General features: G+C 61.7%; 24 protein-coding genes. 12 read left to right on the top strand and 12 right to left on the bottom strand.

Annotated features, from left to right (window positions below; translation table 11 throughout):
* Positions 1-34 precede the first annotated feature (34 nt).
* Entirely contained in the window at positions 35-226 is a 192-nt protein-coding gene (locus tag X771_RS149130) for a DUF3606 domain-containing protein (RefSeq protein ID WP_023668952.1), read from the top strand.
* A gap of 347 nt (positions 227-573) precedes the next feature.
* On the opposite strand, the gene X771_RS149125 is transcribed toward X771_RS149130, so the two are convergent.
* Positions 574-1302, bottom strand: a complete 729-nt coding sequence (locus X771_RS149125) for a hypothetical protein (protein WP_023688477.1) — start codon at positions 1300-1302, stop codon at positions 574-576.
* A gap of 401 nt (positions 1303-1703) precedes the next feature.
* On the opposite strand from X771_RS149125, the gene X771_RS1000000165910 reads away from it, so the two are divergent.
* From X771_RS1000000165910 to rimO, 6 genes are all read left to right on the top strand, one after another.
* Entirely contained in the window at positions 1704-2123 is a 420-nt protein-coding gene (locus X771_RS1000000165910) for an FdtA/QdtA family cupin domain-containing protein (protein ID WP_023688478.1), read from the top strand.
* Positions 2124-2187: 64 nt separating this feature from the next.
* Positions 2188-3387 (top strand): FAD-dependent oxidoreductase, encoded by a 1200-nt coding sequence (locus X771_RS149120; RefSeq protein WP_023688479.1) that lies wholly within the window; start codon positions 2188-2190, stop codon positions 3385-3387.
* Positions 3388-4314, top strand: coding sequence for a glycosyltransferase family 2 protein (locus tag X771_RS149115; RefSeq protein WP_023688480.1), 927 nt, complete (start codon positions 3388-3390; stop codon positions 4312-4314).
* 119 nt (positions 4315-4433) lie between these two features.
* On the top strand, positions 4434-4841 hold the full coding sequence (locus X771_RS149110) for a DUF930 domain-containing protein (protein WP_032894508.1): 408 nt from the start codon (positions 4434-4436) through the stop codon (positions 4839-4841).
* A 262-nt stretch (positions 4842-5103) separates the two neighbouring features.
* The gene (locus X771_RS149105) at positions 5104-5763 is read left to right on the top strand and encodes a TerC family protein (RefSeq protein ID WP_023668959.1); all 660 of its coding nucleotides are present in this window, start codon (positions 5104-5106) and stop codon (positions 5761-5763) included.
* A 141-nt stretch (positions 5764-5904) separates the two neighbouring features.
* Positions 5905-7218, top strand: a complete 1314-nt coding sequence (gene rimO, locus X771_RS149100; RefSeq protein ID WP_023688481.1) for a 30S ribosomal protein S12 methylthiotransferase RimO — start codon at positions 5905-5907, stop codon at positions 7216-7218.
* A gap of 139 nt (positions 7219-7357) precedes the next feature.
* On the opposite strand, the gene X771_RS149095 is transcribed toward rimO, so the two are convergent.
* The 8 genes from X771_RS149095 to X771_RS149060 all read right to left on the bottom strand — a co-directional run bounded on the left by X771_RS149095 (position 7358) and on the right by X771_RS149060 (position 15642).
* Positions 7358-8425: a BMP family ABC transporter substrate-binding protein gene (locus X771_RS149095; RefSeq protein WP_023682527.1), complete on the bottom strand. Its 1068-nt coding sequence runs from the start codon at positions 8423-8425 to the stop codon at positions 7358-7360.
* Positions 8426-8475: 50 nt separating this feature from the next.
* Positions 8476-9396 (bottom strand): ABC transporter permease, encoded by a 921-nt coding sequence (locus tag X771_RS149090; RefSeq protein ID WP_023682526.1) that lies wholly within the window; start codon positions 9394-9396, stop codon positions 8476-8478.
* Positions 9396-10520, bottom strand: coding sequence for an ABC transporter permease (locus tag X771_RS149085; protein WP_031193354.1), 1125 nt, complete (start codon positions 10518-10520; stop codon positions 9396-9398). Before X771_RS149085 ends, X771_RS149090 begins: the two co-directional genes overlap by 1 nt.
* Positions 10517-12094: an ABC transporter ATP-binding protein gene (locus X771_RS149080; RefSeq protein ID WP_023682524.1), complete on the bottom strand. Its 1578-nt coding sequence runs from the start codon at positions 12092-12094 to the stop codon at positions 10517-10519. The genes X771_RS149085 and X771_RS149080 overlap by 4 nt, the downstream gene beginning before the upstream one ends.
* Positions 12095-12303: 209 nt before the next feature.
* The gene (locus tag X771_RS149075) at positions 12304-13281 is read right to left on the bottom strand and encodes a quinone oxidoreductase (RefSeq protein WP_023688482.1); all 978 of its coding nucleotides are present in this window, start codon (positions 13279-13281) and stop codon (positions 12304-12306) included.
* 17 nt (positions 13282-13298) lie between these two features.
* Positions 13299-14129: a phosphatidylcholine synthase gene (gene pcsA, locus X771_RS149070; RefSeq protein WP_023688483.1), complete on the bottom strand. Its 831-nt coding sequence runs from the start codon at positions 14127-14129 to the stop codon at positions 13299-13301.
* Complete coding sequence (locus X771_RS149065) at positions 14126-14740, bottom strand: DUF1326 domain-containing protein (protein ID WP_023688484.1); 615 nt, start codon at positions 14738-14740, stop codon at positions 14126-14128. Before X771_RS149065 ends, pcsA begins: the two co-directional genes overlap by 4 nt.
* 14 nt (positions 14741-14754) lie before the next feature.
* The gene (locus X771_RS149060; protein WP_023688485.1) at positions 14755-15642 is read right to left on the bottom strand and encodes a DUF2182 domain-containing protein; all 888 of its coding nucleotides are present in this window, start codon (positions 15640-15642) and stop codon (positions 14755-14757) included.
* 95 nt (positions 15643-15737) lie between these two features.
* On the opposite strand from X771_RS149060, the gene X771_RS149055 reads away from it, so the two are divergent.
* Positions 15738-16949 (top strand): UbiH/UbiF family hydroxylase, encoded by a 1212-nt coding sequence (locus X771_RS149055; protein ID WP_023688486.1) that lies wholly within the window; start codon positions 15738-15740, stop codon positions 16947-16949.
* On the opposite strand, the gene X771_RS149050 is transcribed toward X771_RS149055, so the two are convergent.
* Complete coding sequence (locus X771_RS149050; RefSeq protein ID WP_023688487.1) at positions 16926-17888, bottom strand: AEC family transporter; 963 nt, start codon at positions 17886-17888, stop codon at positions 16926-16928. The two genes, X771_RS149055 and X771_RS149050, sit on opposite strands and share 24 nt — an antisense overlap.
* 224 nt (positions 17889-18112) lie before the next feature.
* Between X771_RS149050 and hspQ the strand changes: the two genes are divergently transcribed.
* Entirely contained in the window at positions 18113-18436 is a 324-nt protein-coding gene (gene hspQ / locus X771_RS149045) for a heat shock protein HspQ (protein ID WP_023668971.1), read from the top strand.
* Between the two features lie 81 nt (positions 18437-18517).
* Here hspQ and X771_RS149040 read toward each other — a convergent pair whose 3' ends face one another.
* Positions 18518-19141 (bottom strand): invasion associated locus B family protein, encoded by a 624-nt coding sequence (locus X771_RS149040; RefSeq protein ID WP_023668972.1) that lies wholly within the window; start codon positions 19139-19141, stop codon positions 18518-18520.
* 260 nt (positions 19142-19401) lie between these two features.
* Here X771_RS149040 and X771_RS149035 point away from each other — a divergent pair, with 260 nt between their 5' ends.
* Complete coding sequence (locus X771_RS149035) at positions 19402-21222, top strand: extracellular solute-binding protein (protein WP_023688488.1); 1821 nt, start codon at positions 19402-19404, stop codon at positions 21220-21222.
* A 49-nt stretch (positions 21223-21271) separates the two neighbouring features.
* A complete protein-coding gene (locus tag X771_RS149030; RefSeq protein WP_023688489.1) occupies positions 21272-21952 on the top strand; it encodes a DsbA family protein in 681 nt (226 codons plus the stop codon).
* Between the two features lie 6 nt (positions 21953-21958).
* On the opposite strand, the gene X771_RS149025 is transcribed toward X771_RS149030, so the two are convergent.
* The gene (locus X771_RS149025; protein ID WP_023682515.1) at positions 21959-22393 is read right to left on the bottom strand and encodes a hypothetical protein; all 435 of its coding nucleotides are present in this window, start codon (positions 22391-22393) and stop codon (positions 21959-21961) included.
* 604 nt (positions 22394-22997) lie between these two features.
* Between X771_RS149025 and X771_RS149020 the strand changes: the two genes are divergently transcribed.
* Entirely contained in the window at positions 22998-24884 is a 1887-nt protein-coding gene (locus tag X771_RS149020) for an ABC transporter ATP-binding protein/permease (RefSeq protein ID WP_023688490.1), read from the top strand.
* Positions 24885-25146 lie beyond the last annotated feature (262 nt).

Below are 25146 nucleotides of genomic sequence, written 5' to 3' on the forward strand. Positions count from 1 at the left end.
GTTGCGGTTGATCATTCAACCAGGAGCAAAGCAAATGGCTGACGACAAAACGAAGACGGACTTCCGCGATCGGGACCGCGTCTCTGCCGATGAGGATTATGAAGTCGAGTATTTCGCCACCAAGGCCGGCATCACCCCGCAGCAGGTCAAGGAATTGATCGCGAAGCACGGCAACCGACGCGAGACGCTGGAGCGGGAAGCGAAGGCTCTGGGGAGCGGTAGGTAGGCCGGCATGCCAGAGTACCAGGTGGAAGAGTGGCATGGAGAGGAGTGTGTCTCAACTCAGGCCACGAGCGCCGATGATCCGTTATCTGCGGTAGAGAAGGTCACGGGCCAAAGGGTGTCGCCTAGAGCGCTTCAGGAGCATTGGTTTCGTGTGGTCGATGAAGATGCGCGAAGCACGCATGAATTCAGCCTTGAGGACGGCGGCCCGGCTGGAGATTTCGCAAAATAGCCATGACCAGAATCTCGGACCTGCATTGGGACCAACGCTGCAGATAGGCGAGAAAGGTGCAGCCGCCGGGCGGACCCGACGGCTTATCGTCGATTGGATCGCTGCCGCCGCATGGGGCCTTAAGGCGCGGCCGGCGCCAGCTTGGCGGCTACTTGGTCGATCTTGTCGGCAAGTACGCTATTGGCCCAATCTGTCACCTCAGGGTCGACGGGCTTGTTGGCCATTTGGGCAAGGGCTGCATCGATCGATGGGACGTTGGCAGCGGCAGCTGTGGCGGCGGTCTGAGCAGCGGCCGCATCCTGGGTGGCGTCATCGAGCGCTGCCTGTGCTGCATCGAGGTCGGCCTGCGTCGGGACATCTTCGGGCGGGGTATTCGGGTCAGCCGCTTTCGCATTCAGCGCGTCGAGCGCCGCTTTGGCGTCGGCAACCGCCTGATTAGCGGCATCGAGCGCCGATTGAGCGTTCTTGGCTATTGCCGACTGTGTCACAAAAGCCTGCACGCCAGCGAAGTTCTTGCTCTTGGAGTGCATAAAGGCGTTGGCGTTGCGTTGCAGTGAGTTCAATCGGCCCAGCTTGGCATGGATATTCTTTTCCTTGGACACTGAACCGGTAGCGGCCTTGGCGACCTGGCCCTTGGCGGATGCCGACTTGCCGAGCGAACCGCCGCCTCCACCATTGCCGCCAGCATTACCGTTTCCTCCGCTATTGCCATTGCCATTGCCATTGCCGTTACCGTTACCATTGCCATGGCCGTTACCATGGCCGTTGCCACCAGCAGCAGCCAGGGCCGGCGACACCAGAAGCGAGAACACCGCAAATGCAGCAAAAAGGGTCTTTCGGGATGTCATAACTACCTCCGAGATTGCCACCGCCACTAACCGCTATAGCGGGCAACATGAGGAATCGCTAACACAAAGGGTAAACTTGGATATAGCTGTGCTTTCATTGCGAGAACGAAGCGGCCGGCCGGCGAAACGCCAACCAGCATAACTCTTTGAAATTGCTGAAGTAGATCACCCTCGTTGGGACCGGCCGGCCTTCCGAACTCAAAGGTCCTAGACCGCTCGGACCAAGGTCTTAAGCCGTGGTTTCGGCCGCGACTCAGAAGTCGTGACGGCGCGGCGACCTTCGGTAGTCGGCGCCGTATCGGCCTGAGGCCGAGTTCGACATCGATCCGCTGCTGTGTCCCAAAACACCGCCTAAGTGGTTGTATTCTCTGTCTTTTGATATAAGCGCTAGTCTGAGGTAAATGTCGACCGGCATCTGGCGGGCTTACGTTATGCAGCATCGAACGTTCTTTGGCGGCAAGGTCACCGAGATCCCCACTTCGTTACATTGCGATCCCAGGGGAATGCTGACCGCTATCGAGTTCAGCGGTTACAATTTCCAAGCCGTGCGGGCGTTCGTCGTCACCGCGCCGCGCGGCACGTCGCGGGGCGGACATGCACACGGCTCGGGCCGGCAATTGATGATGCAGCTGTCGGGCGAGATCGGCATCGAATTTCGCTATCAGGAACAGATCGAACGGCTGACGCTCACCGCATCGAACCGCGCGGTGCTGGTCGATGCCCCGGTGTGGGCGCTGCAGACCTATGAAGGCGAGAACCCGTCTTTGCTGGTTTTCTGCGATACCGAATACGGCCCTGAAAACTACGTATCGAACCCCTGACGACACTCATCGGGAAAGGAGAGGCCGCGATGCGCGCCAGGACATGACAGCGCCTCGCGGCAGAATGGCTATTCTCGGCGCCGGCATCATGGGCGCCAGCCTCGCTCTCATGATGGCCCGCAGAGGCTACGCGGTGTCCCTCTTCGACAAGGAGAGCGAGCCGATGGCCTGCGCCAGCCGTTGGAACGAGGGCAAGATTCATCTCGGCTATCTCTACGGGAACGATCCCTCGCTGCTGACCGCCCGGCATCTGCTTTCGGGAGGACTGTGTTTCGGCAGGCTTGTTTCCGAGCTGATCGGAAGCAATCTGGAAGCGCACACGACCTTTTCGGAAGACCTTTATCTGGTCCATCGCAACTCGATCGTCGCTGCCGAGGCGCTGGGGGCGATCTTTGAACGTGTGGATGTATTGGTGCGCAGCCACGCTGACGCCACCAGCTACCTTGCCGACGTATCGGCGGCGCGATCGAATCGGCTTTCCAAAACTGAATTGGCCGATGTCACCAACTCGGACCAGATCGTCGGGGGCTTCCAGGTGCCGGAGCGATCCGTCAACACGCGATGGGTTGCCGACCGGCTTTGCGCGGCGCTTCGGGGTGAACCCAATATCAGCTTGCGGATGGCGTCCGAAGTCCTGTCGGCACAGCCGGTGGACGGAATTGACGGGAAATGGCGCGTGGCGGTCGCAAGCGAAAAAAGTGAGGCGTTCGACATCGTCGTCAATTGCCTTTGGGAGGGGCGGCTGGCTGTCGACCGCACGGCCGGCATCGAGCCGGTTCCCGGATGGTCGCACCGCTACAGGCTTTGCCTGTTCGGCCGCACCAGGCAGCCTGTCAATGTGCCGTGCGCGGTCGTCGCCCTTGGCCCGTTCGGCGACATAAAAAACTATGACGGGCGCAACTTCTATCTGTCCTGGTACCCGAGCGGGTTGCTTGCGGAGAGTGGCGAATTGTCGATCGAAACGCCGCAAGCACTCGATGCCGACGCACGACAGCGGTTCATCGGCGACGTTCGCGCCACGCTCGCCCGGTTGGTGCCCAGTGTTTCCAGCATGTTCGACGATGCCGAGGAGCTTGAGGTACGCGGCGGCTTCGTGTTTGCGCAAGGGCGTGGTTCGCTCAGCGACCCGAAAGCCACAATCCATCGCCGCGACCAATTCGGGGTCAACCGCCTGGGCAACTACATCTCGGTCGACACAGGTAAATATTCGACGGCGCCGTGGCTTGCCGACAGGCTGGCGCGGCAAATCTGCGGGATCGAGTGAATGGGTGAGACAGAACAGGGCGGCGCGAAGCAGGTAGCGCAGAAACAAGTCCAGCTTCGATCCGGCTGGCGGCCGAAGGTCACGGCGCTGGTGCCATGCTACAATTCGGCGGCATTCATTTCGCGTACGCTGGACAGCCTCGCCGCGCAGACCTGGGACAATATCGAGATCCTGGTCGGGGAGGACAATTCGACCGACGCGACATTCGAGATCGTTTCAGCCTTCGCCGGCGGCCGCGACGATGTCCGTATCCTACGCCGGGACAAAAACCTGGGATGGCTGAAGAATTCCAACGATCTGATGGCCAATGCCAGCGGCGAATTGATGTTCTTTGCCTTCCATGACGACGTCATCGATCCAAACTATATCGAGGCGCTGGTGCGGGCGCTCGATGCCAATCCCGAGGCCGTACTGTCGTTCAGCGATGTCGAAGTGATCGAAGTCAGAGGCGAAAGTGCCACGTGGAAGTTCGACCTGCTGGAGGGCTTGCAGGACGGTTTTGCGCGTGGCCGGGTGATGGCGCGCCAGCCGCATGGATGGTGGGTCCCCAACCGTGGGGTATTCAGGGCCTGGGCGTTCCACCGCAGCGGCGGGATCAAGCCCAACAGCCAAGGCGAATTCAGCGCCGACTGGACCTGGCTTCTGCATCTGTCGCTGCTCGGCGGCTTTGTCCGCGTGCCGCAAGTGCTCTGCCACAAATACTATCGGGCGGGCAGCATCAGCCGGCGCTGGGAACGCAACAGCACCCAACGAAGGGCATTGAGGGCGGCGGGGATAAGGGAGGTCTGGCACAGCGAGGCCGGCCTTGCACAGAGAACCTTCCTCGCTGCCTATATCGCCTTGCGGCCATGGCGGTGGCTGCCGCGATCGCGAGAAGCGGAAAGACGGCGAAACAGGCAATCGGTGCATGGCAGCCCGGACAATTAAGAATGGCGCCGGCGACGTGTCAAAGCGGCTGCGTCAAGATACCCTGCCCGGCCAACGACGATTTCCGCGCATATCCGGCTGCCCCAAAATGGCACTCCGGTTGATTTTTCACGCGAGTTATGGTCGTTCTCCCGCCCATGAAAAAACTATTCCTTGCGGCGCTGGCCTCGGTGACGCTGGCTTTACCCGCCCACGCGATGGACGCCGCCCTGCGCGCCGGCCTGCTGAAACTCGACCCGGAGACCCGGCTGGAGCAGAGATGCGACGCCGAAGTACTCGACCGCATCAGCCATGACGACCACAAGTACAAGGCAGACCGCGTCGTCGCCTACGCCTTCGCGACGCCGGAAATGAAGGCCGATGCCATCCGCAGCCCGGGCGCTGCCTTCCGCAGCAAGGGGCAGTGGTACCGGCTGAAGTTCAAATGCGAGACGGCGCCTGACCATATGGAGGTCCTGCAGTTCCGTTACCGCATCGGCGACGAGATTCCGGAAGCCGACTGGGCGAAGTACAATCTCTACGACTGAATTCGCTGCGACCAGAATTCTCTCTGGCAGAACGACCTTCCCTATTCCCGTGGCTTTCAGCGTCGGCCGTTAGAGCGGTTCAGCTTTTTATAGAGCAGCTGACCCACTCTAACTCTTTGTTTTTGCATGATTCCGGACGGAAAACCGCTACGCACTTTTCCTGGAATTGCGCCGGCAGTCTCTTGACGCGCGGGAACCATACACGTTAGGGCGTCGGCATATCCGACGACGAACACGCCGATACAGCAAGGGGCTCCGGTCGATGGACATTTTCAGCGCTGCAAGCATGACGGCCCTCCTCCAGGTCATCGCCATCGATCTGGTGCTTGCCGGCGACAATGCCATCGTCATCGGCCTTGCCGCCGCCGGCCTGCCGGTCGAGCAGCGCAAGAAAGCCATCCTGATCGGCGTGTTGGCGGCGACTGTGCTGCGCATCCTGTTTGCCGCCGTCACCGTCAAGCTTCTTGCCATTGTCGGCCTGCTGCTGGCCGGCGGCATCCTTTTGTTGTGGGTGTGCTGGAAGATGTGGCGCGAGCTGCGGACGTCGCATGCCGACGAGTTCGAGGCGACCGAGGCGCTGTCCGATTCCGACCTCAACAGCGACAGAACGGTGGGTGGCAAGGCGCCGCGCAAGACGCTCGGCCAGGCGGCCCTGCAGATCGTCGTCGCCGATGTTTCGATGTCGCTGGACAATGTGCTGGCGGTCGCCGGTGCGGCGCGCGATCATTTTCCCGTGCTTGTCATAGGCCTGGTGCTGTCGATCGCCTTGATGGGCTTGGCCGCGAGCTTCATTGCCAAGCTGCTGCATCGCCACCGCTGGATCGCCTATGTCGGCTTGCTGATCATTCTCTACGTCGCGATCGATATGGTCTATCGCGGCGTTGTCGAGGTCTGGCCGCATGTCAGTCCTGTGGTGAGCTGACGCTGCCGGTCCCACAGCTTCTGTAGCAGCATGGGTATCTGCCGGAGGCAGTGGTCGCGTTCGCCGCAGCCGCTGCCCATACCAATGCCGCAATAAGTGTGGTACTGGCCGCCGATCCCGAAAAACCCGGAATGTTTTCTCATGTCTGCGCCTCGCGTCAGTTTCGTCAGCCTTGGATGCCCGAAGGCGCTTGTGGATTCCGAGCGCATCATCACGCGCCTGCGCGCCGAAGGCTATGAGATCGCACGCAAGCATGACGGCGCCGACCTTGTCGTCGTCAACACCTGCGGCTTTCTCGACTCAGCCCGCGACGAATCGCTCAACGCCATTGGTTCGGCGCTTTCGGAAAACGGCCGGGTGATCGTCACCGGCTGCCTCGGCGCCGAGCCGGACGTCATCCGAGAGAAGCACCCCAACGTCCTCGCCATCACCGGCCCGCAGGCCTATGAGAGCGTGATGGCCGCGGTGCATGAGGCGGCGCCGCCCAGCCACGATCCCTATATCGACCTTCTGCCGCCGCAAGGCGTCAAGCTGACGCCGCGCCACTACGCCTATCTCAAGATTTCCGAAGGCTGCAACAACCGCTGCACCTTCTGCATCATTCCCGCACTGCGCGGCGACCTCGTCTCGCGCCCGGCGGCCGATGTGCTGCGCGAGGCCGAGAAGCTGGCCAAGGCCGGGGTCAAGGAATTGCTGGTCATCTCGCAGGACACCAGCGCCTACGGCATCGACATCAAGTACCAGACGTCGATGTTCGGCGACCGCGAAGTGCGGGCGAAATTCCTCGACCTGTCGGAGGAGCTGGGCAAGCTCGGCATCTGGGTACGCATGCACTATGTCTACCCCTACCCGCATGTCGCCGATGTCATCCCGCTGATGGCGGATGGAAAAATCCTTCCCTATCTGGACATCCCCTTCCAGCACGCCTCGCCGCAGGTGCTGAAGAACATGCGCCGTCCAGCCCATGGCGAAAAGACGCTGGAGCGCATTCGCGGCTGGCGCGAGGTGTGCCCGGATCTGGCGATACGCTCGACATTCATCGTCGGTTTCCCCGACGAGACCGACGAGGATTTCGAGATGCTGCTCGACTGGCTGGACGAGGCCAGGATCGATCGCGCCGGCTGCTTTAAATACGAGCCGGTCCGCGGCGCCCGCTCCAACGATCTCGGCCTCGAACAGGTGCCGCAGGAGATCAAGGAAGCGCGCTGGCATCGCTTCATGCAGCGCCAGCAGAAGATCTCGGCGACGCAGCTGGCCAAGAAGGTCGGCAAGCGCCTGCCGGTGCTGATCGACGAGGCGCATGGCACGTCTGCCAAGGGCCGGACAAAATACGACGCGCCCGAGATCGACGGTTCGGTGCATATCCAGTCGCGCCGCCCGCTGCGCCAAGGCGACATCGTCACGGTCAAGATCGACCGCGCCGACGCCTACGACCTTTACGGCTCGGCGGTTTAGAAAATTACCAAAAAGGGCGCCTCCCGGCGCCATCGGATTTTTGGCACAGCCCTCGGCGCGGTTTCGCAGTCGAAGCGTGCAGCCCGCGAAGTGAAAAAGGGCGCCGGGCGGCGCCCCTTCTCTTTTGCGTTTCCGATACTTACTGCGGCAACTTGTCGTCGACGCCCTTCACATAGAAGTTCATGCCGAGCAGCGTGCCGTCGTCGGCTACTTCGCCGTCCTTGAGCCACGGCGTGCCGTCCTGCTTGGCGACCGGTCCTGTGAAGGGGTTCCAGCCATCTGCGATTTTCTTGGCGGTTGCCTCGGCCATCGCCTTCACATCGTCCGGCATATTGGTGAAGGGCGCCAGCTTGACGGCGCCGTCCTTGATGCCGAGCCAGACATTGTCAGGCTTCCAGGTGCCGTCGAGCGCCGCCTGAACGCGGCTGATGTAATACGGCCCCCATTCGTCTGTCAGCGAGGTCAGCTGCGCGTTCGGCGCGAACTTGATCATGTCGGAGGACTGGCCGAAGCCGTGCAGCTTGCGCTCTTCCGCCACCTGCAGTGCCGCAGTGGAATCGGTGTGCTGGACGATGATGTCGGCGCCCTGGTCGAACAGCGCCTTGGCCGCGTCGGCTTCCTTGCCCGGATCGAACCAGGAGTTCACCCAGACGATCTTGGCCTTGAAGTTCGGGTTGACCGACTGCGCGCCGAGCATGAAGGAGTTGATACCCATCACCACTTCGGGGATCGGGAAGGAAACGATATAGCCGGCGACCCCTGCCTTCGATTCCTTGGCGGCGATCTGGCCGAGCACATAGCGGCCTTCATAGAAGCGCGCATTGTAGATGCCGAGATTGTCAGCGGTCTTGTAGCCGGTGGCGTGCTCGAACATCACTTTGGGGAACTTCTTGGCGACCTTCACTTCCGGGTCCATGAAGCCGAAAGAGGTGCCGAAGATGATCTTGCAGCCTTCGCGCGCCAGACGCTCGAAAGCGCGGTCGGCATCGGGACCTTCCGAGACGTTCTCGAGATAGGCGGTTTCGACCTTGTCGCCGAGCGCCTTTTCCACCTCGAGGCGGCCCTGGTCGTGCTGGTAGGAATAGCCGAAGTCGCCGATCGGGCCGGTGTAGACCCAGCATGCCTTCAACTTGTCGGCGGCCTGCGCGGACGCCGCCAGTGACATGGCGGCGGTCGTGGTCATCAACGCAATAAGCAGTTTTTTCATTGTGTTACCTCTCTGAGTTTAGCCTTGGAGCTTCCCGTTTGTTTTTGTTGTCAACGATCCGGAACGAATGGCTGCCCCAAGGAAGCCGGCGTGTTCATCATCGTCAGACGCTTGTTGCGCGAGATTAGAACGAGAACCACGACGGTTGCCAGATAGGGCAGAGAAGAAAGCAGCTGCGAAGGCACCGGAATGCCAAATGCCTGTGCATGAAGCTGGCCGATCCACACCGCGCCGAAGATGTAGGCGCCGGCGAGCACGCGCCACGGCCGCCAGGAGGCGAAGACGACCAGCGCCAGCGCGATCCAGCCGCGGCCCGCGCTCATGTTCTCAACCCATTGCGGCGTGTAGACCAGCGACAGATGGCCGCCGGCAAGGCCGGCGCAGGCGCCGCCGAAGATGACCGCGAGATAGCGGTAGCGGATGACCTTGATGCCGAGCGCATGCGCCGATGTGTGGCTGTCGCCGATCGAGCGCAGAGTGAGGCCGGTGCGGGTCTTGAACAGGAACCACATGACGGCCGCCGTCAGCGCGATCGAGATGTAGAAGATCGGGTCCTGGCCGAACAACAGCCTGCCGACCACGGGAATGTCGGTGAGCACCGGAACGTAGAGGTTTGGCAGCCGCTCGCCGGGCTGGCCGACGAAGCTGGTCCCCATCATGCCGGAAAGGCCGAGGCCGAGCAGCGTCAACGACAGGCCGGTCGCCACCTGATTGGTGGCGAGCGACAGCGTCATCACCGCAAACAGCAGCGAGAACACCGCGCCCATGGCAATTGCCGCCAACAGGCCCATCCAGGGCGATCCCGTGAGATAGCCGGCTCCGAAGCCGCCGACGGCGCCCATGATCATCATGCCTTCGACGCCGAGGTTGAGCACGCCGGAGCGCTCGACCACCAGTTCGCCGATGGCCGCTATTAAAAGCGGCGTCGCCGCCGTGGCGATGGTCAAAAGGATGTTGACGGCGATGTCCATCAGCGGGCTTCCTTCAACTTCGGCGCGGCTTCAAGCTTCGCCGCGCTTTTCGTCAGCGCCATGCCGACCAGACGGATGCGATAGTGGATGAGCGTGTCGCAGCCGAGCACGAAGAACAAAAGCATGCCCTGGAACACGCGTGCCACTTTGTCGGAAATGCCGAGCGCGCTCTGCACCGCCTCGCCGCCGAGATAGGTCAACGCCAGCACCAGGCCGGCGGCGACAATGCCGAGCGGATTGAGCCGGCCGAGGAACGCGACAATAATGGCGGTGAAGCCGTAGCCGGGCGAGATCACCGGCTGGAGCTGGCCGATGGCGCCGGAGACTTCCGAAATGCCGGCAAGCCCAGCCAGCGCGCCTGACAGCAGGAAGGCGAAGAACACCATGCGGTTGAGGCCGAAACCGGCGAAGCGCCCTGCCCTCGGGCTGGAGCCGAGCACGCGGACCTCAAAACCCTTGAGCAGTCGGCTCATCAGCACCCAGATCAGCACGGCTGCAACAAGCGCGAAGACAAAACCCCAATTGGCGCGGCCGGCATCCGGCATCAGTTCCGGCAGGACCGCCGAGTCATTGAACTGGATCGTCTGCGGGAAACCGTGGCCCTGTGGATCGCGCCAGGGGCCGCGCACCAGCCAGTCGAGGAAAAGCTGGGCGACATAGACCAGCATCAGGCTGGTCAGGATTTCGTTGGTGCCGAAGCGCGTCTTCAAGAGAGCCGGGATTGCTGCATAGGCGGCACCGCCGACCATGCCGAACAACAGCATCAGCGGCAGCACCAGCGGGCCTTCGAACCCGGGAAACAGCACCGGAATGGCCGAGCCGAAAATGCCGCCGAGGATGAACTGTCCCTCAGCGCCGATGTTCCAGATGTTGGCCTTGTAACAGACCGACAGGCCGACCGCGATCAGGATCAACGGCGCGGCCTTGATCGCCAGCTCATGCAGCTGCCAGACCTGGCTGATCGGCTCGATGAAATAGATCTCAAATGCGCTCAGCGGGTTGACGCCGAGCAGCGCGAACAGAACCGCGCCGGCGATGATCGTTAGGGCGAAGGCGATGAAGGGCGACAGCGCCGAAAAGAGCATAGAGCGCTGCGGGCGTTTGACGAGTTCGAGGCGCATCATGCCGTCTCCAGACCATGTTCGGCGTGGCCAGGCTCGGCGCCGCCCATCAACAGACCGACCTTTTCGAAAGTTGCCTCGGCGATCGGCAGCGGTTTGGACAATTCGCCATTGTGCATGACCGCGATCGCGTCCGAAATCTCGAACAGCTCATCGAGGTCCTGGCTGATGACCAGAACTGCCGAGCCGCTGCGCGCCAGTTCGATCAGCGCCTGGCGGATGTGGGCGGCGGCACCGGCGTCGACGCCCCAGGTCGGCTGGTTGACGACCATGACGGCAGGGCTGCGGTCGAGTTCGCGACCGACGATGAATTTCTGCAAATTGCCGCCCGAAAGGGCCGCGGCTTCCGGATCGGGCGCGCTCTTGCGCACATCCATGGCCACGATGATGCGCTGGGCGGCGGCATAGACCGCACCGCTTTTGACCGCGCCGCCGGCGCCGACAAAAACCTTGCCGTCGGTGGCGTGCCGCGACAGAAGCAGATTTTCCGAAAGCTTCATGCGTGGCGCGGCGCCATGGCCGAGGCGTTCTTCCGGCACGAAGGCAGCGCCCATCAGCCGCCGGCCTGTGATCGAGAGCGAGCCGGCATCCTTGCCGCGGATGCGCACGGATGCGGCGTCCTGCTGCAGCACCTCGCCGGAGACGGATTCGAAGAACTCGCCCTGGCCGTTGCCGGCGACACCGGCAATGCCGATCACCTCGCCGGCGCGCACAGTGAGGTTGATATTCTTCAGCGGAATCGAAAACGGCGTTGCCGGCTTGCGGCTGAGGGCGCGGATTTCGAGCAGCGGCTGCGCGGTCTCGATGCCTTCGGCCGGCGCACGCACCACGGCCTTCACCTCGTTGCCGACCATCATGCGAGCCAGCGACGAAGCCGTTTCCTCGCGCGGATTGCAATGGCCGACGACCTTGCCGTGACGCAGCACGGTGGCGCGGTCGCAGATGCGTTTGACCTCTTCCAGCCGGTGCGAAATGTAGAGGATGGATTTCCCCTCCGAGCGTAGGCGCTCCAGCGTTTCGAACAGCTTGTCGGCTTCCTGCGGCGTCAGCACCGAGGTCGGCTCGTCGAGGATGATGAGCTGCGGCGTCTGCAACAGGCAGCGGATGATCTCGATGCGCTGGCGTTCGCCGACCGAGAGATCGCCGACCAGCGAGTCCGGATCGAGCGGCAGGCCATAGCTGAAGGAAAGCGCCCTCGCCTTGGCCGCGATCGAGCTGATCGGTGAGCCGTCATCCAGAGACAGAGCGATATTCTCGGCCGCGGTCAGCGCCTCGAACAGCGAAAAGTGCTGAAAAACCATGCCGATGCCGAGCTTCTTCGCCATGCCCGGACTGGTGATCCGCACCGCTTCGCCGTTCCAGAATATCTCGCCGGAATTGGGCTCCAGCGAGCCGAACAGCATCTTGACCAGCGTCGACTTGCCGGCGCCGTTTTCGCCAAGCAGCGCGTGGATCTCGCCCTTGGCGATGTTAAGGTCGATATGATCGCACGCCGTCAGCGTGCCGAATATCTTGGTCAGGCCACGAACCTCAAGCAGGTTCGCTCCATCATGATCTGCACTCACAGTGCCTCCCATCCGGTTCCCGGACATGTTCTGTGTTCCCGCCAGCATGGTATGCGCTGGCCGCTCTCGTGCGAAAGCAGCACCCACCTTGAAAGAGCTTCAAGAATTTCAGCGGAAACTCAAGGGGTAAAGACCGACCTGCTTCGTACAACAGACCGATCGCCCGGTTTTTCGTGCAAACAGTGCCTGGCGTCGCGGCAAAACGCTGAAAGCAAGGCAGATCAGGGGATCAGTATGGTCGTGCCCGTGGTCTTGCGCCCTTCGAGATCGGCTTGCGCCTTGCCGGCGTCCTTCAGCGCATAGCGCTGGTTGATCTTGATCTCGACCGCACCGCTCAACACCACGTCGAACAATGCCGCGGCGGAGACTTCGAGGTCTTCACGCTTGGCGTTGTAGACGAACAAAGTCGGCCTGGTAGCGAACAGCGAGCCCTTCTGCGCCAGCAGCGACATCGAAAATGGCGGGATCTGTCCAGAGGACTGACCGAAAGAGACGAACATGCCGAGCGGCTTCAGACAGTCGAGCGAGGCCGGGAATGTGTCGTTGCCGACCGAATCGTAGACGACGTCACATTTCTTGCCGCCGGTGATGGCGGCGACCCCGGCGACGAAATCCTGCTCCTTGTAGTTGATGACATGGCCGAAGCCATGCGCCTTGGCGAGCTCGATCTTGTCGGTTGAGCTTGCCGTGCCGATCACGGTGGCGCCGAGATGTTTTGCCCATTGTCCCAGGATCAGCCCGACGCCGCCGGCGGCGGCATGAAACAGGATGGTGTCGCCTGCCTTCACTTTGAAGGTCCGGCGCAACAGATACTCCGCCGTCATGCCTTTAAGCATCATGCCGGCGGCCTGTTCGTCGCTGATGCGGTCCGGCACCTTGACGACGCGGTCGGCGGCGACGACGCGCTGTTCGGCATAGGCGCCGACGTTGACGGCATAGGCGATGCGGTCGCCCGGCTTCAGCCAGTCGATGCCTGCGCCGACCTCGAGAACCACACCTGCCGCCTCGCCGCCGGGGATCAGCGGGAAGCCGCCGGGCGGCGGATAGAGGCCGATGCGGTGATAGACATCGATGAAATTGAGGCCGATCGCGGTGTGCCTGACCAGGATCTGCCCGGCGCCGGGTTGTCCCGGATCGGCGTCTTCATAGGTCAGGACTTCCGGACCGCCATGGGCGTGGATACGGACTGCTTTGGACATTGTGGGCTTTCCTGCGGTCAGGCTTTCTTAGGGTCCGGCTTGGCGCCGAGTTTGGGGAAGAACTGCATGATACCGCCGATGCAGGCGAGGTAAAGTCCGGTGATGGTGATGCCGACCTTGGTAAAGACGCTGACCTGTTCGCCCAAAACGCCGATCTGGTCGTAGAAGGCGGCAAGGGCCGCCTGCGCCAGCGCCAGCGCACCGAAAGCACACCAGAGCAGCGTCATGCCAAGATTGATTGGCCGCAGCCGCACCACCCGCACGGGGTGAATGAAGTTGATCGGCACGAAGGTGAGGATGCCGGCCGCCACGACGACGCCGAAGGACACCCACTGTCCGGGCTCGATGACGAACAGCGTGAACACGACCATGTTCCAGACCACCGGAAAGCCTTTGAAGAAGTTCTCCTTCGTCTTCATTCCGGTGTCGGCATAATAGATGGCGCTGGACACCACGATGATGGCCGCCGACAGGAACGACAGCCCTTCGCCCATGAAGCCGCGCTGGTAGAGTGCGAAGGCCGGGATCAGCACGTAGGTGACATAGTCGATGATGTTGTCGAGGAGTTCGCCCGACCAGGTCGGCAAGATCTCCTTGACCTCGAGCTTGCGCGCGATCGGCCCGTCTATGCCGTCGACGAACAGCGCCAGACCCAGCCACCAGAACATCGCCGTCCAGCGTTGCTCGCTTGCCGCCACCAGAGACAGGAAGGCCAGGAACGAGCCAGACGCGGTCAACAGATGCACCGAGAATGCCCGCGCCTGCGGCCAGGTGACCTTCTTCTTCGGCCTCGGAATCCGGTCGGTGATCTTTTTGGCGGCGTTTCTGGCGGTTGTGTTCTTGCTCACGGGCCCCGCCAATCCAGTTTGCAGATTTCGGCCGAGCGGCCGGCAAAGTTCCAGTTGCGGCCGAAAGCCCGCATCTTGCTCTTGTCGGACCTGGCCACGATGATCTCCGGCGCGATCCAGTATTCCGAGTTGCCGATCACGGTATCCTTCTCGCGATCCTTGCCGGGAATCGGTGTGACCGCCCCGTCGATGATCTTCGGTATCTGGAAAATACGGGTCTTGTCACGCGTCTCGTAGGTGATCGGCACCTGCTCGACGCCGAGGAACTTGCCGACAAGGATCGACAACAGCGCGGTGGTTCCGCCGGCCTTCCCGGTGAAGATCCTGGTCAGCGCTTTCACTGCATAGACGGAGGCTCGCTTGTCGATGAACAGGCCTGCGGTCCAGTTGCCGCGGCTCATATAGCCGGGGATTTCCATGACCAGACCGAGATTGAGGCCGGACAGGTCGACCTCGCCGAAATGGCCTGCGTCGATGCGGAAGCCCGCCCAGGTCTGACAATAACCCTCCGTCGGCGGATGGCTGCCAAGCGACAGCACGCAAGGACAAAAAACCGTGCAATTGCAGGAGAGCACGAGCTCTCCTTTCATTGCCCAGCCTTGCTCTGCCATGGAATTATCCCCCGTCATGCCGAGACTACTAGCAGGGCGATTGCCCAGACAAGCAGTATCGCACCGGCCACTCGGGTTGGAAGGCTGCCGGTGGTCTGTTTTTCGATCAAGGTGAACAGGCCGATCAGCGCCATCCAGAACACGTTCATCGCGCCGACGGCAAACATCACCAGCATCAGCGCCCAGCAGCAGCCGAGGCACCACAGGCCCTGCTTCAGCCCTAGCCGGAAGATGCCACCCGGCTCCGCGCTCCAGTTGGAAAACAGTGTCGAGAACGGGTTCCGGCATTTTGTCAGGCAGGCCTGCTTGAGGCTGCTGAACTGGTAGAGGCCGGCAACCAGCAGCGCGGCCGCCGCGGCAAGGCCGCTCACCGGATCGAGCAATCGAGCGGAGGACGCAAATGCGTGGACGAGCAACGTCAGCACCGCGAAGCCGATAGAGGCGACAAGCCATGTCGAGAGGTAGCCGGCAACCAGGACCAGCGGGTGGGCCACCGGCTCGCCCTTGATGCGGGCGGTGTCGGCGATTTCACAATAGGTACGGATCATCGGCGCCGCCGACGGCAGCATCGTCGCCACAGCCATCGAAAACCACATCACGATCAACGCCAGAAGCTGTGCGCCGCCGGCATCAAGTGGTGCGGGCGTCAGGCACATGCCGAAGAAGCGGTCGAGGACATCCGGCAGCGGCAGTTGCGGCAGATATCGCAGGACCACATCGCCTGGTACGCCGGGGAGCCGGCCTTCGGCGTCGCGGATCGCCATGGCGCCGAGAATGAACCAGGCGAGCAGAATGCCGCCGGCGATGGCGATGTTGACCGTCAGGCGGGGGCTGCGGGCCAGGCTTGCCGTGGCGCGGCCGGCGCGGTCGAGGTGGCTGAAATCGTCCTGCTGGCCGGTCATGACAACCGAATGAGCCTAATCGCCGCGTTGATCAAGCCGCATGGTCTGACCTATATCCATGGGTAGACACCTGCATCGCAAACTGGAAGTCCAATTTGGATCATCGCGAGACAGCACGGATACTGGTAGCCGGCAGCGGCCCTGCCGGACTGATCGCGGCGCTCGGTTTCGCCGAGGCGGGCTTTCCGGTAACCCTGGTCGGACCCGAAGCAGGCGGGCCCGATGGCCGGACCACGGCGCTGATGAACCCTGCTCTCAAGGTTCTCGATCGGCTGGGCGTGCTGGCCGAACTTGCGCCGAAGGCCGCGCCGCTGAAGGTCATGCGCATCGTTGATGCGACCAGCCGGCTGATCCGCAGCCCGGTGGTGACTTTTCGCGCCATAGAGATCGGCGAGGAGCAGTTCGGGCTCAACCTGCCCAACAGTGCGCTGAACCCGACGCTGGCCAAGTCCGTCGCGGCGCGTCCCGGCATCGAATGGCTGACGTCGATGGTCGAGAGTTGGCGTCTGGACGCCGATCAGGCGCATGCCCTCTTGACTGATGGTCGCGAAGTCTCGGCCTCGCTCGCGGTCGCTGCCGATGGGCGCCTGTCGCCGGCGCGTGAGGCGGCGGGCATAGTGGCCTCGGTGCGATCCTACCGCCAAGCGGCGCTGGTGCTGAATTTCGGCCATCGCAGCGAGCATGGTTTCACCTCGACCGAGTTCCACACAGAGACCGGGCCGTTCACCCAGGTACCGCTGCCCGGCAACCGCTCCAGCCTCGTCTGGGTGGTGAAACCGGAGACGGCGAAGGACCTCGCCGCACTCGATGACGTGACACTTTCCGAGCGTGTCGAGCAGCAGATGCAGTCGATGCTGGGCCGGGTGTCGGTTGAGCCCGGCCGACAAATTTACCCGCTTTCAGCGGCATCACCGGGGCGCTTCGCGCAAAACCGTGTGGCGCTGGTCGGCGAGGCTGCACATGTGTTCCCGCCGATCGGGGCCCAAGGTCTCAACCTCGGCATCAGGGACGTTGAGGATCTGATTGGAATCGCACGCGAAAATCGCGGCGACCCTGGCGCCGCAAGGGCTTTGGCCGCCTATGATTCCAGGCGCCGTCCCGACGTTCTGGCGCGTTCGGGCGCGGTCAATCTGCTTAACATGTCGTTGCTGTCGGACATGTTGCCGGCGCAGATGGCACGCAGCGCCGGCCTCAATGTGCTCGGCAGTTTCGCGCCGCTGCGCGCCTTTTTCATGCGCGAAGGCTTGAGGCCGGGCAGCGGCTTTGCGGCGCTTACCGGCGGTTCAGGGAAACAGGTCCGGCGGTAAGATGCCGTGGCGGATCATGTAGAGCAGCACGGTCACCGTCAGCACCGAGAGACAGGTGGTGATCATGACGCTGGCCGAGGCGCGTTGCACCCAGACGCCATATTGCTGGGCGATGACGAAGACGTTGGTTGCAGTCGGTAATGCCGCCAAAAGCACGGCTGAAAAAACCCAGATTTCGGAAAAGTTCCCCATCCAGCTCAGCACGACGTAGCAGAGCAATGGATGCAGGATCAGCTTCAGCGCCGCGATCGACGCCAGTTCATGCGGCACGCGGTTGAGCGGCCGGAGCGCAAGCGTCACGCCCATGGCAAACAGGGCACAAGGGGCGGCTGCCCGCGAAAGATATTCAAGCAGGCGATCGACCGGCTGCGGTGGGTGAAAGCCGAGATAGGCGGCGCCGACGCCAAGCGCGGTCGCGATGATGAACGGGTGCAGGACGATTTTCCTGACTACGCCGAGGATGAGCCGCCACGGCGATGTCTTGTCGTCGCCCGACAGCGCCATCATCATCGGCGCGATGGCGAAATGCATGATATTTTCGAAGCAGAAGATCAGCGCGACGGGAACCGCCGCTTGTTCGCCGAAGGCGAGCAGCGCCAGCCCCGGCCCCATATAGCCGATATTGCCGTAGGCCGCGGCCAGCGCCTTGATCGTCGACTGGGCGATCTCGCCGCGCGACGCCGTCACCGACCATACGAACATGATCGAGAAGATCGTGTAGGTGGAAAATACCGAGCCGAAGATGAAGCGCCATTCGGTCAACTGTTCGAACGGCGTGCGGGCCAGCAATTGGAAGAACAGGGCAGGAAGCGCGACATAGACGATGAAAGTGTTCATCCAGCCAAGCGCCTCCAGCGGCTGCCTGGTCATGCGTGCGACCAGAAAGCCGATGAAAATCAGCCCGAAGAACGGAAGAACAAGACCGACGACGTCAGACATTTTTGCCCTGGCCCGAAACCCCTGGACCGGGCTAGCCCGTAGCTTCATCGGGCGTCAAGCGCTTCGGCATTGAACTGACACGCTATCTGCGCCAAATAAAGCCTGATCCCAGACCTAAGTCGGGCTCGATTTTTGGCCACGGTGTGTGTAAATTCAAAGTCTTAGAGCGCTCTTCGCACATTCGAGGGGACGCCGGGCGCTCTAGAGGCTTAGTGGTGAGTATGATGAAAACGGCCAAATTTTCGATCGGACAGGTGGTTCGTCATCGGCTGTTTCCGTTCCGCGGCATCATTTTCGATGTCGATCCGCAATTCGCCAACACCGACGAATGGTACGAAGCCATCCCGGCCGACGTGCGGCCGCGCAAGGACCAGCCGTTCTACCATCTGCTCGCTGAAAACTCGGAAACCGAATACATTGCCTATGTCTCCGAGCAGAATCTGCTCGAGGATCAATCGGGCGAACCGGTCCGGCATCCGCAGATCGGCGAGATGTTCGACAAGCGGCCGGACGGACGCTATGAGCCGAAACGCCAGTCGAGACACTGACATCACCTTGCATCGACGTGACGACAACAAAAAAGCGGGGCATGACCCCGCTTTTTGTCGCTCCGGTATCTGTCCCGGCGATTAGTTGGCGGCTTTGGCCTTGGCCTGCTCGTCCTTGAGCTTCTTGGCGAAGTCCTGGTTGTTCTTGACGACGAAATCCTGAAGTTTTTTCTGCCGATCCTCGATGTCCGACTGCTGCAGCGGCGCGCCGTCAAAGGCGCCGCTGAAGCCGGTCAAGGCAACCTTGATTGGATTTGGCTGACTCTGGAAGTTGATCGAGGTCAGCGTGATCGCCTGTCCCTTCTTGAAGGACGCGACGAGCGCGTCGGTCAGCGGCACTTCGGCAACGCAACGGTCGGCGAAGCAAATGACATAATCCAGCTTCGTCGCCTTGCCGGCGTCTATTTGCAGGGCGATGCCGGGGGGCACCAGGCGACCTGGGGGAACCGTGACCTGGAAGACCTTGCGGTTTACCTTGCCCTTCAGCTCGATCAGGCTGACCCCGGTGACGAACTGGCCGTTGCCGGCAGTGATGATGTTCTGGACATTGCAGATGTCGACATCTTCCTGCTTGGTGCAGGCCTTGAACCAACCCTGCGGAATCTGTTGCTGTGCCGAAGCGGTGGGAAGTCCGGCGCCCAGAAAGCCGACCACGCCCGCGGCCAGGACCGAAAGGCGGTATGCGTTGCTGTTCAGGCTCGTCATGTCGTGCATTTCCTCTCAAATGATCCCGGGACCGGCTTCTTCGCGCCGTGTGGTCCTGCTACCTGTTGCCGAATTGAGGCAACAGAATGACTTCGGAGCGCGTGTTACACTGCATGAGCAGCCGAATCCAGCCCGCCGCCTGCAATTCTTGGCCTCGCAATTTGGGTCGTGCGATTTGGGTTGATGTATCTGGCCGGAGCGCCGCGGCGCCATGTTAGGGTGCACTCCGAATCATCAAGCCGCCCAGTAAGGAGACGGTCATGGGCCGCATTCTTGTTTGGCTGATCGCCGCAATTTCGTTCTTCGCCTTTGCACCCGGCGTGGCGATGTCGGAACCGAAACATGCCATCGCCATGCAGGGCGAGCCGGCGCTGCCAGCCGACTACCAGCATTTCGACTACGTCAATCCCGATGCGCCCAAGGGCGGCAACATCACTTACTGCGTCGTCGGCAGCTTCGACAATCTGAACCCGTTCATCCTGAAGAGCCTGCGCACCACGGCGCGCGGCATGCAGGACCTCATTTTCGGCAATCTCGTCTTCGAGCCGTTGATGATGCGCAACTACGACGAGGCCTTCAGCCTCTATGGCCTGCTCGCAGACACGGCCGATATGGATCCCGAGCGCAAGTGGATCGAGTTCCATCTCAACCCAAATGCAAAGTGGTCCGATGGCGAGCCGGTGACGCCGGATGACGTGCTTTTCACCTACGATGTCTTCACCGACAAGGGCCGCCCGCCCTATAGGGACCGCATGAGCCTGATCGCCAAGCTCGAAAAGACCGGCGATCACAGCGTGCGCTTCACCTTCAACGACAAGGCCAATCGCGAGACCCCCTTGATCATCGCGCTGACGCCGATCATCCCAAAGCACGCCTTCAACAAGGATACCTTCGACAAGACGACGTTGAAGCCGGTGATCGGCAGCGGTCCCTATACCATCGACAAGGTGCAGCCGGGACAGCGCATCGTCTTCAAGCGCAATCCAAATTACTGGGGCAAGGACATCCCTTCCAAGCGCGGCTTCGACAATTACGATCAGATCACCATCGAGTACTTCCTCAACGCCAACGCCAAGACGGAAGCGTTCAAGAAAGGCATCTGCGCCATTTACGATGAGGGCGATCCGGTCAAGCGCGAGCGCGATATCGATTTTCCCGCCTTCCATCGCGGCGAGGTGATCGCCGAGACCTTCGACACCGGCATACCGCCCGTGGTGACCGGGTTCCTGTTCAACACGCGGCTGGAGAAGTTTTCCAATCCGGAGGTGCGGCGCGCGCTCGGCATGCTCTACGACTTCGAATGGGCCAACAAGAACCTGTTCGGCGGCAAGTACACGCGCACGATGAGCTACTGGCAGAATTCCGAACTTTCCGCGCTCGGCCATCCCGCCAGCGACAGGGAAAAGGCGCTGCTGGCGCCCTACCCCGGCCGCGTGCCGGCCGATGTCATGGACGGCAGCTGGCGCCCGCCGGTGAATGACGGCACCGGCCAGGACCGCAAGGTACTGAAGCTGGCGTTCGACCTGCTGAAGAGCCAGGGCTACGCCGTTAGGGACGGCGTCCTGCTGGATCCCAAGGGAAACCCGTTCGGTTTCGAGATCCTGACGGCGTCGCAGGACGAGGAACGCTTTGCCGCCATCTATCAGCGCTCGCTGGAAAAGATCGGCATCGCGGTGACCATCCGCAGCCTCGAGGCCGACCAGATCCAGTCGCGCAAGCAGCGTTTCGACTTTGAGGTTCTTGTCGGGTCGAGCGGGTTCAGCAACTCGCTGTCTCCCGGTATGGAGCAGAACCTTCGCTGGGGTTCTTCAGAGGCCAAAAGAGAAGGTTCATTCAATCTGGCCGGCGTCGCCGATCCGGCGGTCGACGCGGCGATCGACGCGATGCTGAGAGCACGGACCAAGGAAGACTATGTCGCCGCCGTGCGCGTGCTCGACCGATTGCTGATCTCCGGCAATTACATGGTGCCGATGCAGTACAACGCGCAGCAATGGCTCGCTTACTGGAATTACCTGGACCATCCCAAAAAGACGCCCATATTCGGTTATCAATGGCCGACCTGGTGGCGCAAGCCGAACTGAGCGTGGCCGAGATCGGTCTCGCTGAAACGTTCGGCTGCAGGAGATCAAGATGAGCGATGACAATTCCATTACCGTCGACGTGGTTTCCGACGTCGTCTGCCCCTGGTGCTTCGTCGGCCAGAAGCGGCTGGATAAAGCGATTGCCGCTGCCGGCGACGTTGAGGTTCATGTGCGCTGGCGGCCGTTCCAGCTCGACCCGACCATCCCGCCCGAGGGCAAGGACCGGCGCGAATACATGCTGGCCAAATTCGGCAGCGACGAGCGCATCCGTCAGATGCATGCCCGCGTAGAGCCGCTCGGCGAAGCCGAAGGCATCGATTTCGCTTTCGACGCCATCAAGGTCGCCGCCAACACGCTGGACGCGCATCGTGTCATCCGCTGGGCCGGTGCCGCCGGTGAAGCCGTGCAGAACCGGCTCGTGCGCCGGCTGTTCCAACTGTATTTCGAGAAAGGCGGCAATATTGGCGACCACGCCGTGCTGATCGATGCCGCCCGCGAGGCCGGCATGGACGCTGCCGTGGTCGAAACGCTCCTGCCGACCGATGCCGACGTCGAGGAGGTGCGCACAGAAATCGCCACGGCATCGCGGATGGGGATCACTGGCGTGCCGTGCTTCCTGCTCGAAGGCAAATACGCCGTCATGGGCGCGCAGGACGCCGACACGCTGACTGATGCCATCCGCCAAGTCGCGGCCGCAAAGGCCAAGGGCGAGCTGGAAAAGGCCGGCTGACCGAAGTTATTTCACCGTCACCTTGGCTTTGCTGAGGAAGAAGCCATGCCCGTTGCTGCCCGTGCAGGTCAGTCCCTTGGTTGACGACTGGCAGGTAAACGGCCCTTTGCTCCAGCTGTTGCCATAGGCCAGCTTCGCGACATCGCTGCAGCAGCCCTGCTCTCCCGGATTCTTGATCAATGTCGCCGGGCCGTTCGGCCCAAGGATCACGGTGACGTAGCTGGGCTCGACGCGCGAACAGCTCAGTTCCGGACCGCCATCCTGTGGTTCGTAGGTGCTGGTGCCGCCCTTCGGCGTGTAGATGCAGCCGATGTTGCCGGACGGAGCATTGAACTCGATTTGCCCTTCGGCGCTTGCCGGAATGGTCTGGCTGACGGCATGCGCAAGAGGCAGCCAGGCAAAGAGCGTCACCATTGCGGGAACGGCTGCGCGTGCAAGCATTGGGGAGCTTCCTTGTTGGGGACCGGACATGCATCGGTGCCGACAGTGCCCGGCAAGGTTCATTCCAGTGCGCTTGATTGTCAAACGGTGTTGAGCTGCAGCTAAAAAGCGCGTGCCCCCTCATGAACAGTCGCTTTACAGGAGCGACGATCTTGCGTGCCCAACCGTGATGGCCGGTGAAATGATTCGGGCGACCTGGGGCGATCACGGACGGCAATTTTTCGGGCGATCCGGTTAGCGCGCGGTGGGAAAACCGGCCGACGGGCAGGCCTTTTGGTCACAAAGCCGTGTATGAGCCTTCCCTCAGGGAATATTTTCGCACATCTGAGCGTTCTCGCAACACATTGAAACAAAGGACAAATTCGGCCCAAAGACGGCGGTCTCGCAGCACCAACTGTTGCCTCATGGCAACGGGGGTGGGCTGCCTCACATTCGCCGGCATAAAATTCATAGAAAATGATCAATTGGTGTTACTATCCGTAACAAAACTAAAAAAGGTTTGGGCGGGATTGTGATTCGGGTCGACAGACCGCGACGTTCAATATCGGCACTTTGGAACCGCGACGCCCCCGCCGGGCCGTCGCCCCTGACGCCAGTATCATCGATGCGGACCTTCTGGGGACTGATGCGGGCCTACTGGTTCTCGGACCGGTGGAGAGAGGCCTGGGCTCTTACCGTCGTCCTCGCACTCATCATAGCCCTGTCGAGCAAGGCCGACGTCTGGTTTACCGTGTTGGCGGGCGAACTGGCAGCCTCAATCGCTTTTTTTCACGACGCCGCGAATACCACGCCCCTTGAATCGGTGCTTACCAATGCCGGCCTGCTTGTGCTGCTGGTCGTGTTCAAGGACATGGGAATCATAGGCGCCTGCAAATTTGTATCGGCGACATTGCATCGCAAATGGCGCGCCTGGTTGAACGCGCGTTTCAATGCGGCGCTGCTCGATACCAACCATACGCACTACCACGCTCAGAATGGCTCGCCAGATGCGCCAGCGCCCGACAACATCGATCAGCGCTTGCAGGAATCGATCAAAGACATGGCGGGCGGCGCCATCGGGCTTGCCCAAGGTGTCTTCGGCGTCTTCACCTCACTTTATTTTGTCGGCGGCGCTTTGCTGGCGAATTCCGTGGAGGTAAAAGGCCTGGATGCCCTCGGCAGCTATGGCAGCGCCGTCCTCGCTCTGCTGGCGGTTGCCATCTATGTGCCCGTCAATACCTGGATCGCGATCAAACTCGGCGGAATGCTGGAGTGGCTCAATGTCAGGATGCAGAAGGCCGAAGGCACCTATCGCAGCGAGCTGATCACCTTGTTGCGCCGCAGTTTCCATGTGTCGGCGTCGCAAGGCGAAGACGTGCAAAAGACGATACATGGACGGCTCTATCTGGATATCGATACCACCTGGTCGAAGCTCAACATCGTCAACACCCTCTATGCGGGATTCGAATCGGTCTATAATTTCGTCGGGGCCAAAGTTGTCGCCTACGGACCTGGTCTGGTGCCGTTCATCCACAACGGCGTCGACCTCAAGGGCTACATAACCGGTTCCGAGCAGGTCAACGCGCTGATCAGCAAATGTTCCTGGTTCATCCATGTCATGCCGAGTCTCGCCACCTTGCGGGCCAACAGCCAGCGCGTCATTGAATTGGCGCACGCCATTGAAAACGTCCAACAGCCGCAGGAATTCTACAGCCAGACCGGCCGTTCCGATTTCCACTATGCCAGCCAGAACCCGGTCTTCGGCCTGACCATCCAGAAGCTTGAACTGGCGCATCAGGGTGAAGACGCCACGCCGTTCCTGAGCGCAGCCAATCTGCGCTTTCGGCGCGGCGAGTGGGCATTCCTCAAGGGCGAATCCGGCTGCGGCAAGACTTCGCTGATCAAGGCGATCAACGGCTTGTGGCCTTATGGCCGCGGCACCATCGTCTTCCCTGACGGTGTGAGGAGCTTCTATGCCGCCCAGGAGGTCAAGCTGCAGCAGGTGTCGCTGAAGCAGCTGGTGTGCCTGCCCGGCTCCGAGGACGACTATGGCGATGCGCAGGTCGCGGCAGCCCTGCACAAGGCCGGCCTTGGCGATTTCATCGAACACATGGCCGATGAAAGCCGCGAGGGAAAGATCTGGGACCAGCTGCTGTCCGGCGGCCAGAAGCAGAAGCTGGTGGTGGCCCGCATCGTGCTGCAGCAACCGGGACTGCTGTTCCTCGACGAAGCGACCGGCGCGCTCGATCCGGATGGCAAGATCGCCTTCCACCAGGCCATCAAGGACAACTGTCCCGATGTCACGGTGATCAGCATCATGCATGAGGCGGTGGCGCCACGCTCGGCCTCGGGCGAGGAATTCTACCACAGCGTGGTCGCGATCGCCGACGGCGTCGCCACCAAGAGGCCGCTTGTTCCGAACCTTCCGCGCGAGCTCACCACCATCCTTACGCAGCCGCGGCCGGTCGAGGACAAATGGATGCGTTTTTCACGCCGGCTGAAGCAGAAATAGCAGCCACGCCGAAGCGCGTTCCGCCACTGGCGGCGGGGCACTCGCTCCCTCCCCCTTCAATAATCATCACAGTCTCGCGATTGGGCGGCTCCCGGCTGTTTTCCGCCACCCCCGCGATTGACTCGCCAAGATGCGCTCCTATGTTGCGCCCGCTCGCTGAATTCCAACTCGAACCCGCGAGCAGAAAGGTCACCGCGCCATGCCTGGCGACAGTAGTCGAACGCAACCGCCGTCCGCCTCGATGTGACCTCTAACGGCTCAC

Origin of the sequence: Mesorhizobium sp. LSJC269B00 (assembly GCF_000502815.1) — a bacterium.
In the GTDB taxonomy this organism is placed as follows: Bacteria; Pseudomonadota; Alphaproteobacteria; order Rhizobiales; family Rhizobiaceae; genus Mesorhizobium.

Bases quoted from the DNA above. Each gene is read 5' to 3' on its own strand.
- X771_RS149130 (WP_023668952.1), top strand. From the start codon at position 35: ATGGCTGACGACAAAACGAAGACGGACTTCCGCGATCGGGACCGCGTC.
- X771_RS149125 (WP_023688477.1), bottom strand. From the start codon at position 1,302: ATGACATCCCGAAAGACCCTTTTTGCTGCATTTGCGGTGTTCTCGCTT.
- X771_RS1000000165910 (WP_023688478.1), top strand. From the start codon at position 1,704: ATGTCGACCGGCATCTGGCGGGCTTACGTTATGCAGCATCGAACGTTC.
- X771_RS149120 (WP_023688479.1), top strand. From the start codon at position 2,188: ATGGCTATTCTCGGCGCCGGCATCATGGGCGCCAGCCTCGCTCTCATG.
- X771_RS149115 (WP_023688480.1), top strand. From the start codon at position 3,388: ATGGGTGAGACAGAACAGGGCGGCGCGAAGCAGGTAGCGCAGAAACAA.
- X771_RS149110 (WP_032894508.1), top strand. From the start codon at position 4,434: ATGGTCGTTCTCCCGCCCATGAAAAAACTATTCCTTGCGGCGCTGGCC.
- X771_RS149105 (WP_023668959.1), top strand. From the start codon at position 5,104: ATGGACATTTTCAGCGCTGCAAGCATGACGGCCCTCCTCCAGGTCATC.
- rimO (WP_023688481.1), top strand. From the start codon at position 5,905: ATGTCTGCGCCTCGCGTCAGTTTCGTCAGCCTTGGATGCCCGAAGGCG.
- X771_RS149095 (WP_023682527.1), bottom strand. From the start codon at position 8,425: ATGAAAAAACTGCTTATTGCGTTGATGACCACGACCGCCGCCATGTCA.
- X771_RS149090 (WP_023682526.1), bottom strand. From the start codon at position 9,396: ATGGACATCGCCGTCAACATCCTTTTGACCATCGCCACGGCGGCGACG.
- X771_RS149085 (WP_031193354.1), bottom strand. From the start codon at position 10,520: ATGATGCGCCTCGAACTCGTCAAACGCCCGCAGCGCTCTATGCTCTTT.
- X771_RS149080 (WP_023682524.1), bottom strand. From the start codon at position 12,094: ATGGGAGGCACTGTGAGTGCAGATCATGATGGAGCGAACCTGCTTGAG.
- X771_RS149075 (WP_023688482.1), bottom strand. From the start codon at position 13,281: ATGTCCAAAGCAGTCCGTATCCACGCCCATGGCGGTCCGGAAGTCCTG.
- X771_RS149065 (WP_023688484.1), bottom strand. From the start codon at position 14,740: ATGGCAGAGCAAGGCTGGGCAATGAAAGGAGAGCTCGTGCTCTCCTGC.
- X771_RS149060 (WP_023688485.1), bottom strand. From the start codon at position 15,642: ATGACCGGCCAGCAGGACGATTTCAGCCACCTCGACCGCGCCGGCCGC.
- X771_RS149050 (WP_023688487.1), bottom strand. From the start codon at position 17,888: ATGTCTGACGTCGTCGGTCTTGTTCTTCCGTTCTTCGGGCTGATTTTC.
- hspQ (WP_023668971.1), top strand. From the start codon at position 18,113: ATGAAAACGGCCAAATTTTCGATCGGACAGGTGGTTCGTCATCGGCTG.
- X771_RS149040 (WP_023668972.1), bottom strand. From the start codon at position 19,141: ATGACGAGCCTGAACAGCAACGCATACCGCCTTTCGGTCCTGGCCGCG.
- X771_RS149035 (WP_023688488.1), top strand. From the start codon at position 19,402: ATGGGCCGCATTCTTGTTTGGCTGATCGCCGCAATTTCGTTCTTCGCC.
- X771_RS149030 (WP_023688489.1), top strand. From the start codon at position 21,272: ATGAGCGATGACAATTCCATTACCGTCGACGTGGTTTCCGACGTCGTC.
- X771_RS149025 (WP_023682515.1), bottom strand. From the start codon at position 22,393: ATGCTTGCACGCGCAGCCGTTCCCGCAATGGTGACGCTCTTTGCCTGG.
- X771_RS149020 (WP_023688490.1), top strand. From the start codon at position 22,998: ATGCGGACCTTCTGGGGACTGATGCGGGCCTACTGGTTCTCGGACCGG.